Raw genomic sequence first — 15,284 nt, forward strand, 5'->3', positions numbered from 1 at the left:
TGACACTTCCGCTAATGAATGCGGTATTTATGTCAAAGCATTTACCCGTACTGCGCAATTGAATTTTTATTTTCGGGGTATAACTCCAGGTTAATTTCCTGAAGCTGATCGCGCAGCCGCTGGCAGAGAAAATCGACAAATTTTTGGGTAATTGGGCTCAGGGAGACATCTGCCCGGCGCAGCAGGCACAGGTTAATCATCAGCGGCGGGGTAATCGGGTGGATCATTTGCGGCGCCAGGTTGTGACGGGCGGAAAAGATATCGGTAATGCTGCATCCCATGCCGCGTTTCACAAATTCGGTGGCCATGTAGTAGGTCTGTACGTTCAGGCGAGTAGTGGCAAAGTTGCGGCGGGCGGCAATGGCGGCCGAGAGCGAATGAGCGCCGGGGTAGATCCAGCGCTGCTGGTCTATCTCTTCCATGGTGACCGCTCCCTGGCGATAGTCCCGGTCAATGTACACCAGCGGCGCCCGGGCGATAGCGGTAGCGGTAATCTCGCCCTGCTGGATAGGCTGAAAAGTGAGCGCCAGATCGATCTCCCGCAGGTCCAGTTTTTTGACAAGCGTCTCAGTATGATCGGTACTCAGCGTCATCACCAGATTAGCGTTCTGCTGGTAGAAGTCGGTGACGATTCCTGGCACCAGGCTCAGGCCCAGACTTGGCAGGCAGCCCAGCGCGATTTTGGCCCGCGGGTCCCGGGCCAGATTGTCCGCCAGTAGCCGCAGGTTATCCAGATCCCGGTAGACCGTTTGGGCCTTTTCGAACAGCGTCAGCGCTTCGCTGCTGGGCAGCAGCTTGCCGCGCACCCGCTGAAACAGCGGGAAGCCCAGTTTTTGTTCGGCGCTTTTCAGGGCCTTACTGGCGGCGGGCTGGGAAATATTCAGCGATTCCGCTGCCCGTGAAAGTGAACCGCAGGTCATCACGGCGTAGAAGATTTCCAGGTGGCGCAGCTTCATCAGGAGTTAACTCTGGGTTATAGGCAGCAGACAAAAAATCATTTTTGGCGGTCCAAAAATTAACATAAGTTTAATAACCAATCAGCAAAATATTTACTTTTACTGCTGAGTTGCTGCTCAGGCGGCGCCCATGATTCTCAGAACACCACCCGCTGTACCCATTACCCTCACCCATAACGATAACGAGGGAAGATAAGTTCTGAGCAGGCATTGATTTGGCATTTAAGGAACCTTATGAGTGACTCAACGCTTCCTGGCAGCCCGCCTGCCGGGCGAAACCTCACCCGCAAAAATATTATTACCGGTTTGCTGCTGACGCTGTTTGTTTTGACCGCCATCTGGTGTCGGGCCCATCCCGGCCATGAACTGGGGCTACTGGGCTTTACCCCCATCGTGGCTCTGGCGCTGCTGAGCCTTGCGGGAATAGATATTGTGCTGGCGGTTATCTCGTCGATAGTGGTCGCCATGATCATGACCTCCACTGGCCTGCCGGAAATGGGGACTATGCTTGCGAAGTCCACCGGCTCTTTTATCGCCACCGTGGGGCTTATTATTATGCTCGGTGCCGGAGTGGGGGAGGTGGCGACCCGTACCGGTGCCGCGGTGGAACTGGTGAAATTTGTGGTTCATCGTATCGGCCTGTCGAGCCAGACCAGGGTTAAGCTTGGCATTATGGCGTCGTCGGTGTTGATCTGCGGCGCGCTGGGCACCATGGCAGGCGGTAACGCCATTATCGTGGCGGTCATTATTCCGGTAGCGGCGGCGGTGGGCCTGACGCCGCCGACGGTGGCAGCGTTGATGATGACCGCCGGTTCGGTAGGACTGTTTACCGGCCCTTTTACCCCGAGTACCGTTACCATCCTTAAGCTGGGCGGGTTGAGCTATCCCGAATATCTGCTCTGTGTGGGGCTGCCGATGAGCGCCGTGACGCTGCTGACCGGCTGGCTGATGGCGGGCCAGATTCAGAAGATGACCGCAGGCAAACTGCGCTACGAGGTCGATTTCTCCGGTAGCGAGGAGAGCGAACAGAGCCCGGCCCGGCGGCGCAGTCGCCTGAGCGCCCTGGCCTTTGCCGCCACCATTATCGTGATGGCGATCGTTGGCGTGGTGATTCAGGCGGGCTTCAGTTTCGCGATTATCGTGATGCTGCTGGTGGCGTTAATCACCGGGCTGGTGGGTGGACTGGGGCCGTCGGCGATTTTACAGGCGCTCTATCACGGCTGCGGGCGGCTGGTATGGATGTTTCTTCTGTACTGGCTGTATAACCCGATTCTGGAGCTGATGGATGGTCTGAACGCCTACCAGGGGCTGCTGAGCTACACCCAGCCGCTGCTGGAAGGTATTTCCCCTGCCTGGCTGTGCTTCTTTATCTTCGCCTTTAATATCGTCGGGCACGTTCCCGGTGCCGCGGTAGCGCAGATGACCTTTACCTATAAGATCTTCGGCCCGATGCTGATGGCCGCCGGGGTGCCGCCCCAGGGAACCACTGCTGTATTGCTGGCGTCGAGTCAGGTGGACTGGTTTGGGCCGTTTCCGTCATCGGATATGTTTGGTCAGATGGGGCTGGCGCAGTCCACCCATCTGAAATATATGCTGTATAACGGTTGGGCTATTGTGCTGGCGAATATTGTTCTGTTTGCGGTGCTGTTTCATCTTCTGGTGTGAATATTTTAAAGATGAATTTGGCGGAATATGGCTGTTCCGTCCGTTCTCAGCACCATTGTTGAACGCTGCAAGTTTCCAGTCGATGAACCATAAAAAAAGCCACCTTCGTTTACGACGGTGGCTTATCTCATTGCGGCACGGCTTCAGGATGCGAGCTGTGCAACAGCGCTTTCAGAAAGTCCGGTGGCCTCTATCACTGACTGCACGGGGAGCCCCATTTTCAGCAGGCTGCGGGCAACCTCCTGTTTCGCTTTTTGTTCCCCCAGTCTGATGCCTTCCCGGCGCCCCGTCTCGATACCCTTCTCTATTCCCTGCTGTTCCAGTCTTTGTGCGGCAGTCATAAAAAGTTCCTTATAGTGCGGCGACTGTTGGGCCATCTCCCTGAGAAACACTTGTGGTTGGGCCGAATCGCCGGTCTGTAACATCCAGTTCATTAACGTGGCCAGTTGGCTTTCCGTAGTGTATCCCGCAAGTATTAGCGTGACCAGTGGTTCCATAAACGCCACCAGATCGCGGGTGCGGATGTGTTTTAGGACCAGCTCCAGCATCGCCATACGGCGATGTTTCATGATGTCGTTATCCTCCAGCAGGCCAACATCAATTAACGGAAAGGGATGGGTATAGAGTTGATGCGCCACTTCCGGGTCATTAAACAATTCCAGCCAGTTCAGCGTCCCTGACCACGGCGTGGCGCGCCCGTGGCAAAACAGGAAAGGGACCACCAGCGGCAGTTGCGCGTGTCCTTTATCCAGATGGCGCTGCATCACGGCTATCGCATATCTCATCAGCCGAATGGCCATATGACGATCCGGGCTGCTCTGGTGTTCAAGCAGCGTGTAAATATAGGCCTCGCCCGTTGTGGTTTTCAAAGACCAGAGCATAAGTACGGAGATCTTCTTCAATAAAGGAGCCGGACTCCAGTTGTAGCGTATTCAGACAGCATATCTTGCGCAGCTCCGGCGGCAGATAGATCTTCAGAAAATCCCGGGCGGTATCGGTATGGCCCAGAAAGGTTTTAAACAGGCCATCATGCGGAACCGGTGAATCTGTTTTTTTCATGGTGCATCCCTGCTGTGCAGCGTTAACAAAACAACGGATGTAGCACAGGGTTTGTTCATAGGCCAGGCTCATATCTGCATTCCCCGATCCCGCTCGTAAAGCTTTTCGTGAACCATGAAAAGGTTCATCGTGAATTGGTATGAAACTGGAGTTACCGCCGGGGAGCCCGGGTTGTCAGGGTGGTGGCGATTGAGCCACCCTGACCCGTTCACCGGTTCCGAAACCAACATAAGAGAAATCACCTTAAAGTGAACGGAACCTTCGCCAGCGCGGTATATTCCTCATGAATAAAGCACCACCGCAATCATATTTCTCCGTCAATAAAACAACACTGAAATCTCATCTAAATATTGCGAGACAGATTCAAAGCGCAGAAATACAGCGCATCGCTGATAATTTATTACAGGTAAAAAAAAGCGGCCTGTGGGCCGCTAAAAGCACATTGAAACGAGGGAGGCAGTGACATTGCCTTTTTCTCTGCCCGGCGCTGCACAGGGTAAAAAGCGCCGGGAGAGCCACAGGAAAAATGATGAGGCGTTACCCTTTAACCCCGCCCGCCGTCAGGCCGCTAACCAGCCAACGCTGGGCCAACAGGAAGACCACGGTGATAGGGATCGCTGACAGCACCGCCGCCGCCGCAAAATCGCCCCACAGATAGTTCTGCGGGTTCAGATATTGCTGCATGCCCACCGCCAGGGTGTAACTGTTCACGTCGCGCAGCAGTAGCGAGGCCACCGGCACTTCGGTAATCGCGGCGATAAACGACAGAATAAAGACCACCGCCAGAATCGGCACCGACAGCGGCAGCAGTACCAGACGGAAGGCCTGCCACGGCGTGGCGCCATCCAGCGCCGCCGCTTCTTCCAGCGAACTGTCGATGGTTTCAAAGTAGCCCTTGATGGTCCAGACGTGCAGCGCAATGCCGCCCAGGTAGGCGAAGATCACCCCGCCGTGAGTATTCAGACCAATCATCGGAATGTACTGGCCCAGTCTGTCGAACAGAGCGTACAGCGCCACCAGTGACAGTACCGCCGGGAACATCTGGAAAATCAGCATCCCTTTCAGCAGCGTCGCCTTACCCGGGAAACGCATACGGGCAAAGGCGTAAGCGCAGGTGGTAGACAGCGTCACAATGCCCAGCGCGGTAATTCCCGCTACCTTGACCGAGTTCCACAGCCACAGCAACACCGGGAAGGGCGGTGGCGTCACGCGGCCGTCGGCGTGCTCCACGCTAAAGCCCAGCGCCAGTCGCCAGTGTTCCCAGGAGATCTGATCGGGAATCAGACTACCGGTGGCGAAATTACCCGGGCGCAGTGAAATGGTAATGACCATCAGCAGCGGGAACATAATCGCCGCGATAAATAGCAGCAGCAGCAGGTGAGTACCGAACAGTCGCCATTTTTGAGATTTGGGTTGGACCATAGCCATGTGTTTGTTCTCCCTTAGTCAAACTTCATGCGCGTGGCTTTCAGATTCACGATGGCGAGCGCCCCCACCAGCAGGAATATCAGCGTGGCGATAGCCGCCGCCAGGCCGAAGTCCTGACCGCCGCCCCCTTCAAAGGCGATACGGTAGGTGTAGCTCACCAGCAGGTCGGTGTAACCCGCAGGCGTGGTGGTGCCCAGCCTGTCCGGCCCGCCGTTGGTCAGCAGTTGAATCAGAACGAAGTTGTTAAAGTTAAAGGCGAAGCTGGCGATCATCAGCGGCGTTAGCGGTTTAAGCAGCAGCGGCAGCGTGATGCGGAAGAAGTTTTGGAACGGACCGGCGCCGTCCATGGCCGAAGCTTCGTAGAGATCGTCAGGAATCGCCTTGAGCAGCCCCATGCACAGGATCATCATGTAGGGGTAGCCCAGCCAGGTATTGACGATAATCAGCATAGCGCGTGCCGTATTCGGGTCGGTGAACCAGGCCGGATTAATGCCGAACAGCGCGTTAAGCATCATGTTGATCTCACCGAAGCTCTGGTTGAACAGCCCCTTGAAGATCAGAATCGAGATAAACGACGGAACGGCGTAGGGCAGAATCAGCAGTACCCGATAGATAGCCTTGCCCTTCAGGGATTCCCATTGTACCAGGCAGGCCAGCACCATACCTACGGCGACGGTCAGAATTACCGTCAGCACCGAGAAGACTACGGTCCAGACGAAGATAGCGAAGAAGGGTTTCTGGATCCCGTCATCGGTAAAGACCCGGGTGAAGTTATCCCAGCCAATGGTGACGGTGTAGCCGGGGCTGAGCTGCTCGCCGGCCCAGCTACCGTCGTCATTGACCGACTCATAGAAGCCGATATGGTCGTTCGGTCGGTAGTTCACGCCGCTTTGATTGTTGGTCAGCGTGCCGTCATCGGCCAGGGTGTAGAGCGCCCGGGTACCGGAAAACTGACGCAGGGAACTCATCACCAGTTTGCTTTCATCCGGCAGTACGGCGGTGATAGCGCCCAGCGCCTGGCGGTTCTGGGTAATCACGCGCAGGGTGGCGCGCTCGCTTTCCGGTAGGGCCCCTGTCGCGTGCATCTCAAGCGTCTGTTCGCCGCCAAAGGTGAACGGCTCGGAAATATAGTGCTGGTCGCCGTCGCTCAGGGCCAGACGCCATTTATCCTGCTGAGGGTAGAGACCGAAATTAAGCGCCTTGCCCGCCTGGTAAGTGCGGTCCATCAACACCTGTTGGGCGCGCTCGAAGGTGAGCTGGTTGGTGCTGCTGTAGTTGGTAAAGGCGATGGCGATAGTGGCGATCAGCGGGAACAGGACGAACAGCCCCATACCGGCCAGCCCCGGGTAAACGTAACGCCAGGCGTAGGCGCGGCGGTTAGCGAAAATATAGAGGCCAACTGAGCAAAGCACCAGCGTCAGTATGGCGAACAGGTACTCCCCCTGGGCGTACATCAAAACCACAAGATAACCTGACAGCAGGCCCAGCGCGGCGATAGACAGCCACCTGAGCGCATCGCTCTGCCAGAAAGACTTTTTAACGACATCCATGGGGTCATTCCTCTGTATCGGGATGCTCTGCGGCCCCGCTCCCGTAGAGCAGGGCCGCTCCTGGCTTACTTGGTGATTCGCTCCTGGGCGTCGTTCAGGGCGGCATCGACGCTCTGACGGCCGGTAATGGCGTTGATGACCGCGGTACGCGTGGCGTACCAGAAGGCGGACATCTGCGGGATGTTAGGCATGATTTCACCGTTGCGGGCATTCTGCATGGTGGCCGCGATGCGCGGATCTTTTTCCAGCTTCTCCTGGTAGGATTTCAGCGCTACGGCGCCCAGCGGTTTATCTTTGTTCACGGCATCCAGACCGTCATCGGTCATCAGGTAGTTCTCAAGGAACTCCTTCGCCAGCTCTTTATTCGGGCTGGCGGCATTGATACCGGCGCTCAGTACCCCGGAGAAGGGCTTAGAAGGTTTGCCGTTAAAGGTTGGCAGCGTGGTGACGCCGTAGTTCACCTTGCTCTTGTCGATATTGGCCCATGCCCAGGGACCGTTAATGGTCATGGCGGTGTTGCCTTTGTTAAAGGCCGCTTCGGCAATGGAGTAGTCGGTATCGGCGTTCATCTGCTTGTTCTTGATCATGTTGACCAGGAAGCCCAGGCCCGCTTTGGAACCGGCATTGTTGACGCCAACGTTCTTCACGTCATAGCTGCCGTTTTCCGCTTTAAAGGCGTATCCGCCGTCGGCGGCGATCAGCGGCCAGGTGAAGTAGGGCTCCTGGAGGTTGAACATGATGGCGCTCTTGCCTTTGGCGCGCAGTTCTTTATCCAGCGCCGGGATCTCTTCCCAGCTCTTCGGCGGATTCGGGACCAGGTCTTTGTTGTAAATCAGCGACAGCGCTTCCACCGCGATGGGGTAGGCAATTAGCTTGCCGTTGTAGCGCACGGCGTCCCAGGTGAAGTCGTAGACTTTATCCTGGAAGGCTTTATCCGGGGTGATTTCGGCCAGCAGGCCGGACTGAGCGTAGCCGCCAAAACGGTCATGGGCCCAGAAAATGATATCCGGGCCATCGCCGGTGGCGGCGACCTGGGGGTATTTCTCTTCCAGTTTGTCCGGGTGTTCAACGCTCACCTTAATGCCGGTGTCTTTTTCGAATTTCTTACCCACCTCGGCCAGGCCGTTATAGCCTTTGTCGCCGTTAATCCAGATGACCAGTTTGCCTTCTTCGATTTTGGCAAACGCGGAGGCGGAGAACATCACCGTTGTCAGCGCGGAAAGCGCGAGAAGGCGAGCGCCGGTTTTGATTTTCATAGTCCCGTCCTTTTGAAGGTATATAGAGTACGTCACCCAGTCTGCGTCGCGGGCAAGCGCTTCTCATCCTCCCACCCCCTACGCCCCACCCCCTCCAGATGTGATCCCGGTAACATAAATGCCATTAATGTGTGCTGGCGCACATAAAAAGGCGGCCAGGAATGGTCACTGGATCACGAAAATGGCGCCGCCGCCGCGCATCACCGCCCGAGGCCCATTCCCTCATCCTCCCATCTCCTCCCCCACAAAAAAGCATCAGGGCGGAGGATTCCCCATTTGCGGCAATCCGCCATAGTCCCGACATCGAAAATATCCGTCCGTGGACGGTCCGTTGTAATGAGGGAGAAGTGCATGGCGAGCGTACAGCTACGGAATGTCACCAAAGCCTGGGGCGATGTGGTGGTGTCGAAGGACATTAACCTCGACATCACCGAAGGGGAATTCGTGGTCTTTGTCGGACCGTCGGGCTGCGGAAAATCGACGCTGCTGCGCATGATTGCCGGGCTGGAAACCATCACCAGCGGCGATCTGTTTATTGGCGAAACCCGAATGAATGATGTGCCGCCCGCCCAGCGCGGCGTGGGAATGGTCTTTCAGTCCTATGCGCTCTACCCGCATCTGAGCGTGGCGGAAAATATGTCGTTCGGCCTGAAGCTGGCCGGGGCGAAGAAAGCGGTGATGAATCAGCGCGTAACCCAGGTGGCCGAAGTGCTGCAACTGGCCCACCTGCTGGACCGCCGCCCCAAAGCGCTTTCCGGCGGTCAGCGCCAGCGCGTGGCCATTGGCCGAACCCTGGTGGCCGAGCCTAACGTGTTCCTGCTCGATGAGCCGCTTTCCAACCTGGATGCCGCCCTGCGCGTGCAGATGCGTATTGAGATCTCCCGTCTGCACAAGCGCCTGAAGCGCACCATGATTTACGTCACCCACGATCAGGTCGAGGCCATGACCCTGGCCGACAAAATCGTGGTACTGGACGCCGGACGCGTTGCCCAGGTGGGCAAGCCCCTGGAACTCTATCACTACCCGGCAGATCGCTTTGTCGCGGGCTTTATCGGCTCGCCGAAGATGAACTTCCTGCCGGTAAAAGTCACCGCTACCGCCATCGACCAGGTGCAGGTGGAACTGCCGAACCGCCAGCAGATCTGGCTGCCGGTCGAAAGTGCTGGCGTTCAGGTCGGCGCCAGAATGTCTTTAGGCATTCGTCCTGAACATCTTCTGCCCAGCGAAATCGCCGATGTCACCCTGGAAGGTGAGATTCAGGTGGTGGAGCAGCTTGGTTACGAAACCCAGATTCATATTCAGATCCCCGCCATCCAGCAGAACCTGGTGTACCGCCAGAACGATGTAGTGCTGGTCGAGGAGGGGGCGACATTCGCCATCGGCCTGCCGCCGGAGCGCTGCCATCTGTTCCGTGAGGATGGTACTGCCTGTCGTCGGTTGCATCAGGAGCCTGGCGTTTAAGGGTACGCCTACACAATAAAAGCAATTTCAGGAGAAATAACGATGATAACACTGCGCAAACTTCCGCTGGCCATGGCTGTCGCCGCCGGCATGCTGTCCGCTCAGGCGCTGGCGGTCGACTTCCACGGCTACGCCCGTTCCGGCATTGGCTGGACCGGCAGCGGCGGTGAACAGCAGTGCTTCCAGGCTACCGGGGCACAGAGCAAATACCGTCTGGGTAACGAATGTGAAACTTACGCTGAATTAAAGCTGGGCCAGGAAGTGTGGAAAGAGGGCGACAAGAGCTTCTATTTCGACACGAATGTGGCTTACTCCATCAACCAGCAGAACGACTGGGAAGATACCAGCCCGGCCTTCCGTGAAGTGAATGTGCAGGGTAAAAACCTGATCGAATGGCTGCCGGGCTCCACCATCTGGGCCGGTAAGCGCTTCTATCAGCGTCACGACGTCCATATGATCGACTTCTACTACTGGGATATCTCCGGCCCTGGCGCCGGTCTTGAGAACGTCGATCTGGGCTTCGGTAAGCTTTCTCTGGCCGCCACTCGCGCCTCTGAGGCTGGCGGCTCTTATAACTACACCAGCGAGCGTCAGCGCGACTACGCCGAGCGTACCGCTAACGACACCTTCGACGTGCGTCTGTCGAGCATGGAAATCAACCCGGGAGGCATGCTGGAGCTGGGCGTGGATTACGGCCGTGCGAACCCGCGTGACGGCTATCGCCTGGAAGATGGCGCCTCTAAAGATGGCTGGATGTTCACCGCCGAACATACCCAGAGCGTTCTGAAGGGCTATAACAAGTTTGTGCTGCAGTACGCCACCGATGCCATGAGCTCTCACGGTAAAGGCCTGGCTAACGGTTCCAGCATTAATAACGACGGCAAGATGTGGCGCGTGCTGGATCACGGTGCGGTGACCCTGGCCGACGACTGGGATCTGATGTACGTCGCGATGTTCCAGAAAACAGACCTCGACAACAGCCGTGGTAATGACTGGTGGACCGTGGGCGTACGCCCGATGTACAAGTGGACTCCGATCATGAGCACCCTGCTGGAAGTGGGCTACGACAATGTGAAGTCCCAGCAGACCGGTGACCGTAACGGTCAGTATAAAATCACCCTGGCTCAGCAGTGGCAGGCGGGCGACAGCATCTGGTCCCGTCCGGCGATCCGCGTCTTCGCCACCTACGCTAAGTGGGATGAAAAATGGGGTTACGCAAAAGATGGCGACAACCTGACCACTGCCGCGCTGCGTGACACTTCCGGTAACGGCATCTTCACTAACAGCCGCGGTAACGATGATGAGTTTACCTTCGGCGCCCAGATGGAAATCTGGTGGTAACAGCCCAGTGAGGGGAGCAATGCTCCCCTCTGCTTTAATTGCGCGGGCGTAAAGCGCTTTTGCCTGGCTACCTTTGCGCCGCTCTCCCTAAATTCAGGTGACAACAATGAAAATGAAGAAAAGTCTCGTCGCTCTGTGCCTGAGCGCAGGTCTGTTCGCCTCTCTGCCAGCGGTGAGTCTGGCTGAGGTGAATATCGTTCCCCAGGATACTTCCGCGGCGCCGCGCGTCTCCGCCGAGCAGCTACGCCAGTTACGCTGGACGCCGGTTAACCAGTCCAAAACCCGGACTACCGACCTTGCCAGCAGTGGTCAGAGCCTGAACGTCGGCGATATTCGCGGCCCGGTGGCGGCATACAGCGTACCGGCCAATATTGGCGAGCTGACCATTACCCTGACCAGTGAAGTCAATAAAAATCAGGTTTTCGCGCCTAACGTGCTGGTGCTTGACCAGAATATGACGCCTTCGGCCTTTTTCCCCAGCAGTTACTTTACTTACCAGGCGCCGGGAGTAATGTCCGCCGATCGTCTGGAAGGCACTCTTAAGCTCACCCCGGCGCTGGGCCAGCAGCAGCTCTATGTGCTGGTCTTTACCACCGCCCGGGATCTACAGCAGACTACCGTTCAGATCGATCCGGCCAAGGCTTACGCGAAAGGGGCCGGAAACGCAGTGCCGGATATTCCGGATCCTATCGCCCGTCACGTCACCGACGGCCGCCTGAAGCTGAAGGTGAGCACCAACACCAGCTCCAGCGTGCTGGTTGGGCCGCTGTTCGGTTCTTCCGGCCCGGCGCCGGTAACCGTCGGCAATACCGCCCCGGTATATAGCGCACCGGCCAGCACAGCGACGCCAGCCGCAGCGCCTGCGCCTGCCGCGAAGAGTGGGCCGGTGTTGTCGGATACCGAAGCGTATTTCAACCAGGCCATTAAACAGGCTGTGGCGAAGGGCGATATTGATAAGGCGTTGAAACTGCTGAATGAAGCCGAGCGACTGGGATCCTCCTCCGCCCGAACCACCTTTATCAGCAGTGTAAAAGGCAAGGGGTAATCGCTACCCCACGGTGCTGATTTTGCAGTAACTGGTGCGCGTTGGCGCACCTTTTTTTATCCCTGCATGAACACCACCTCCTATGGAGGTGGTCAGCAACAGGTTTTGGCTTTGCCTTATTGTCTTTGGATTTAAATCGTTCAGAACAAGCAGAGACTAACTGTAGGGCTTTCAGTACGCTCCTCTGGGGCGTTATCAATGCCACCTGCTACGCAGGTGGTTTTTTACTACAGCGCGTTATAGCCCATCATCTGCAATAGCTGGCGAGCCTGGGCGACGGCCTCCTGGCGGTGAGCGACCCCCAGTTTCTGATAGAGGTTGCGGATGTGGGTTTTAATGGTGGTGGCCGCCACGTCCAGTTCACCGGCGATCTGATCGTTGCTGTAGCCCGAGTAGATAAGCCCCAGCACCTGCCATTCGCGCTGAGTCAGCGGGCTGGTGCGGATCAGCTCCGGTACCTGTGGGTGGTTTAGCAGGCGGCTCACGAAGTTTTCGTCGAAGTGGGCGAACTTATGCCGGTGATGTTGGTTGATTTCCCGCAGAATCCGCTGGGCGCGATGCTGGTCCAGCTCCGGCAGCATATTCAGTTGAATCAGCTGGCGCAATTGCTGAGCCATGGTTTCGCCTTCAATCACAAAGTGACTCAGAAAGCCGGTACCTCCGGCCAGGTTTAGCGCTTCAATCAGTACGCGCTGGGCTTCGTTTTTGCTGTCCTGCTGCCAGTAAAGCTGGTTGAGCAGCAGCAGGTTACGGTTCAGATCGCTCATCAATTCCAGAGCGCGAGCGTTGGCGTTAAGCTCCTCCAGCACCCGATGGGCTTCGTCGTACTCCCCCAGCAGAATCTGCGCCCGGGCGATATTACGCCACTGGCCCTGCAGAAAGTGGTTGCGGGCGAAGTCTGGTTTCGGCGTCTGGCGCAGCCAGGCCGCGGCAGCGGCGCGATCGCCGGTCATCTGCCAGTAGATAACCCGGACCTTATCGGCATTAGAAACCCAGTCACTGTGGTAAGCGCCGTTGCCGAGCAGGTTCTCAAGCCGGTTCAGATGGCTGCGGGCGTTATCGATATCGCCGCGCGCCAGCGCGTTCTGCACCACCAGCGCCAGGCACTGTAGCTGCTGCTGTGGCTGATAGCCGGACAGCACCTCCATACCGCCGCGGGCCGAGGATTCCGATTCATCCAGCCGTCCCCAGGCCCACAGCAGTTGGGCGCGGATGCGTAGCAGGAATTCGTGAAGCGGTAGCTGTTCCAGATGCTGTTCGTGAATCAGCGCAAAAGCTTTCTCCTGAATATCCCAGGCTGCCTGCAGAAAGCCGCGGGCAAACAGAATCTCGCTTTGTTGGATCAGGCTCCACAGCGCGTAGTGCCAGACCTCGTGGCGGCGGGCCATGGCTTCGGTTTCCTGCATCATCGCCAGTGACTGCTGCAGGTTACCGGCGCAGTGGTGCACTTCGCCCAGAACCGAGGTGGCGACAATCTGTCCGTAGAAGCTGGCCAGCGGCAGTGCCTCCAGCGCCGAGCGCGCCAGTCGGTCGGCCTCGTTGGGGTCGCCGTTATTAATCGCCACCTGGGCGCGCAGGGCGTCGAATTCGCCGCGCAGGGTGGTATCAATCTCCTGCTTCATCTCCTGTTCGGCGCGGGCCAGCAGAGTATTCACTTCGCCATAGCGGTGCTGGCTCTGCATCAGCCAGGCCTGGAGCAGTACCAGGCGCGGATTTTCCAGCAGCGTCTCCCAGGGCAGGGATTTCAGGGAGTTTTCCAGCAGCGATAGTTCGCTCTGGTGGAACAGCTCCCAGGCGTGATGTAGCAGGATATCGCGCAGCATCATATCGTCGCCGGCCGCCAGCGCGTGGTGAATCGCCTCGCTGGGGAAGCCCTGAGCCATCCAGCTTTCGGCGGCGGCGCGGTGTAGCAGCGGCAGTTCGGTCGCCATTTCCCACTGGCAGCGCTGGCGCAGGAAGCTGCCGAACAGCGGATGGTAGCTAAACCACTCGCCGCTGCCATCCATGCGCTGCAGGAACAGGCCCTGACGTTCGATCTCTTCCAACCGCATCTGGCCGTTTTCCGCGCCGGTGACCCGAACGATAAGCGCGTCGTTCATGGAGCGTAGCAGGGAGCTGGTCAGCAGGAAGCGGCGGGTATCGTCATCGACGTTGTTCAGTACTTCATCCACCAGATAATCGGTCAGGTGGCTGGCGTTAATACCTGACAGTCGGCGGGCGGAGTAGTGTGCCGCGCCACTGTTCTGGCGGGCGGACAGGGCGATAAGCTGGAGTGCGGTGGCCCAGCCCGCGACGTCGTCGCACAGGCGCTGACAGTCGGCTGTTTCAATGGGCGCGCTCAGGCGATGGTCGAAAAACTGCTTGGCTTCCTGATGGGTAAAGGCCAGTTGCTGGCTGCCGATCTCCAGCAGCTGTTCGCGCACCCGCAGGTTAGCGATGCCCAACTGCGGCAGGTTACGCGACAGTATCACCAGAGTCAGGTTATCCGGCTGGTGGCGCAGAAAAAAGCGCATGGCGTCGTGGATCGCCGGATTCGAAATCAGATGATAGTCGTCGATGATAAGCCACAGCGGCTGCTGCCATTCGGCCAGTTCAATGAACAGCTGCGAGAACAGCGAGCTCAGGCTGGCGTACTGACGCTTCTGCGCCATCGCTTCACTGCGGGAGCAGTGGCCGCCGGTGGCCTGCTGTAACGCGGCCACCAGATAGCTGGCAAAGCGTTCCGGCTGGTTATCGCCTTCGTCCAGGGAAAACCAACCGATATCGCTTTTATCCGCCGCCCATTGGGAGATCAGCGTGGTTTTGCCGTAGCCAGCCGGGCTGGTGACCAGCACCAGACGATAATTCCCCGCGCCGCCAAGCCTGGACAGCAGGCGATCGCGAACCACCGTGTTCTCGAGTCGGACCGGACGACTTAATTTGGAAGGAATCAGCATACTCAATGACGTTACCGTACAGGAAAGGGTGGTCAATCAGAAACGAGATAGCGGCCAGGCCATCTCTAACCTGATTTTTTTTACACCTCGAAATTAATTATTACATAACTTCGATCAGATTATCCTGCAATGCAAGCACGGCGCGTTTTTTACCCCGGCAAAGTTGCGCCTTATCACAGTTTTCCGCGTTATTTACATTACAGCCTGAGCCACCCGAGACTTTTCCTGACTGCCTGCCCGGTATAGCAAATTAAATCTGGTTAAAGAAATGTATGTCGGTTGAAATTAAGTGACTTCTTATCATCATTGTCTGCGCAATTAATTAGTCAGGTGATGAAATTATTTCATCAGAATAATAACCTGACAGTCAATAAACGCTAATTATAATATTTTCATGCGGTTACCTGATGTCATTTTGCCATGAAGGGACACTGTATTTACCCGGTGTGAAGTTCGGATAAATCCTGGCAAGGGAGCATGAATAACGGGTGATACCGGCCATTTTGAGTGGTCTCGATCACACTTTTTTCTCATCCCTACTCCTCCTCCCAGGCTAATCCCCCTCGGGATGAGGAAGTGCTGTAGGC

9 protein-coding genes and 1 pseudogene are annotated in these 15,284 nt (G+C 57.1%); 4 read left to right on the plus strand and 6 right to left on the minus strand.

The window, feature by feature from the left end; genetic code table 11:
* Positions 1 to 41 precede the first annotated feature (41 nt).
* The gene (locus SCU88_RS06720; protein WP_138096251.1) at positions 42 to 956 is read right to left on the minus strand and encodes a LysR family transcriptional regulator; all 915 of its coding nucleotides are present in this window, start codon (positions 954 to 956) and stop codon (positions 42 to 44) included.
* Between the two features lie 234 nt (positions 957 to 1,190).
* Here SCU88_RS06720 and SCU88_RS06725 point away from each other — a divergent pair, with 234 nt between their 5' ends.
* Complete coding sequence (locus SCU88_RS06725) at positions 1,191 to 2,621, plus strand: Na+/H+ antiporter NhaC family protein (RefSeq protein WP_175339563.1); 1,431 nt, start codon at positions 1,191 to 1,193, stop codon at positions 2,619 to 2,621.
* A gap of 143 nt (positions 2,622 to 2,764) precedes the next feature.
* On the opposite strand, the pseudogene SCU88_RS06730 reads toward SCU88_RS06725, so the two are convergent.
* The 4 genes and pseudogenes from SCU88_RS06730 to malE form a co-directional block, all read right to left on the minus strand.
* Positions 2,765 to 3,680: pseudogene (locus SCU88_RS06730) on the minus strand (Rpn family recombination-promoting nuclease/putative transposase).
* A 537-nt stretch (positions 3,681 to 4,217) separates the two neighbouring features.
* On the minus strand, positions 4,218 to 5,108 hold the full coding sequence (malG, locus tag SCU88_RS06735) for a maltose ABC transporter permease MalG (protein WP_138096253.1): 891 nt from the start codon (positions 5,106 to 5,108) through the stop codon (positions 4,218 to 4,220).
* A gap of 14 nt (positions 5,109 to 5,122) precedes the next feature.
* The gene (gene malF / locus SCU88_RS06740) at positions 5,123 to 6,658 is read right to left on the minus strand and encodes a maltose ABC transporter permease MalF (RefSeq protein WP_138096254.1); all 1,536 of its coding nucleotides are present in this window, start codon (positions 6,656 to 6,658) and stop codon (positions 5,123 to 5,125) included.
* Positions 6,659 to 6,723: 65 nt separating this feature from the next.
* Positions 6,724 to 7,914, minus strand: a complete 1,191-nt coding sequence (malE, locus tag SCU88_RS06745) for a maltose/maltodextrin ABC transporter substrate-binding protein MalE (RefSeq protein ID WP_175339564.1) — start codon at positions 7,912 to 7,914, stop codon at positions 6,724 to 6,726.
* A gap of 351 nt (positions 7,915 to 8,265) precedes the next feature.
* Between malE and malK the strand changes: the two genes are divergently transcribed.
* From malK to malM, 3 genes are all read left to right on the plus strand, one after another.
* The gene (gene malK, locus SCU88_RS06750; protein ID WP_138096256.1) at positions 8,266 to 9,375 is read left to right on the plus strand and encodes a maltose/maltodextrin ABC transporter ATP-binding protein MalK; all 1,110 of its coding nucleotides are present in this window, start codon (positions 8,266 to 8,268) and stop codon (positions 9,373 to 9,375) included.
* 42 nt (positions 9,376 to 9,417) lie between these two features.
* Positions 9,418 to 10,716: a maltoporin LamB gene (locus SCU88_RS06755; protein ID WP_175339565.1), complete on the plus strand. Its 1,299-nt coding sequence runs from the start codon at positions 9,418 to 9,420 to the stop codon at positions 10,714 to 10,716.
* Positions 10,717 to 10,822: 106 nt separating this feature from the next.
* Positions 10,823 to 11,761, plus strand: coding sequence for a maltose operon protein MalM (malM, locus tag SCU88_RS06760; RefSeq protein ID WP_175339566.1), 939 nt, complete (start codon positions 10,823 to 10,825; stop codon positions 11,759 to 11,761).
* Between the two features lie 227 nt (positions 11,762 to 11,988).
* On the opposite strand, the gene malT is transcribed toward malM, so the two are convergent.
* Positions 11,989 to 14,697: an HTH-type transcriptional regulator MalT gene (malT, locus tag SCU88_RS06765; RefSeq protein ID WP_138099179.1), complete on the minus strand. Its 2,709-nt coding sequence runs from the start codon at positions 14,695 to 14,697 to the stop codon at positions 11,989 to 11,991.
* Positions 14,698 to 15,284: the final 587 nt, after the last annotated feature.

Origin of the sequence: Jejuibacter sp. L23 (genome assembly GCF_050815825.1) — a bacterium.
Lineage (GTDB): Bacteria > Pseudomonadota > Gammaproteobacteria > Enterobacterales > Enterobacteriaceae > Jejubacter > Jejubacter calystegiae.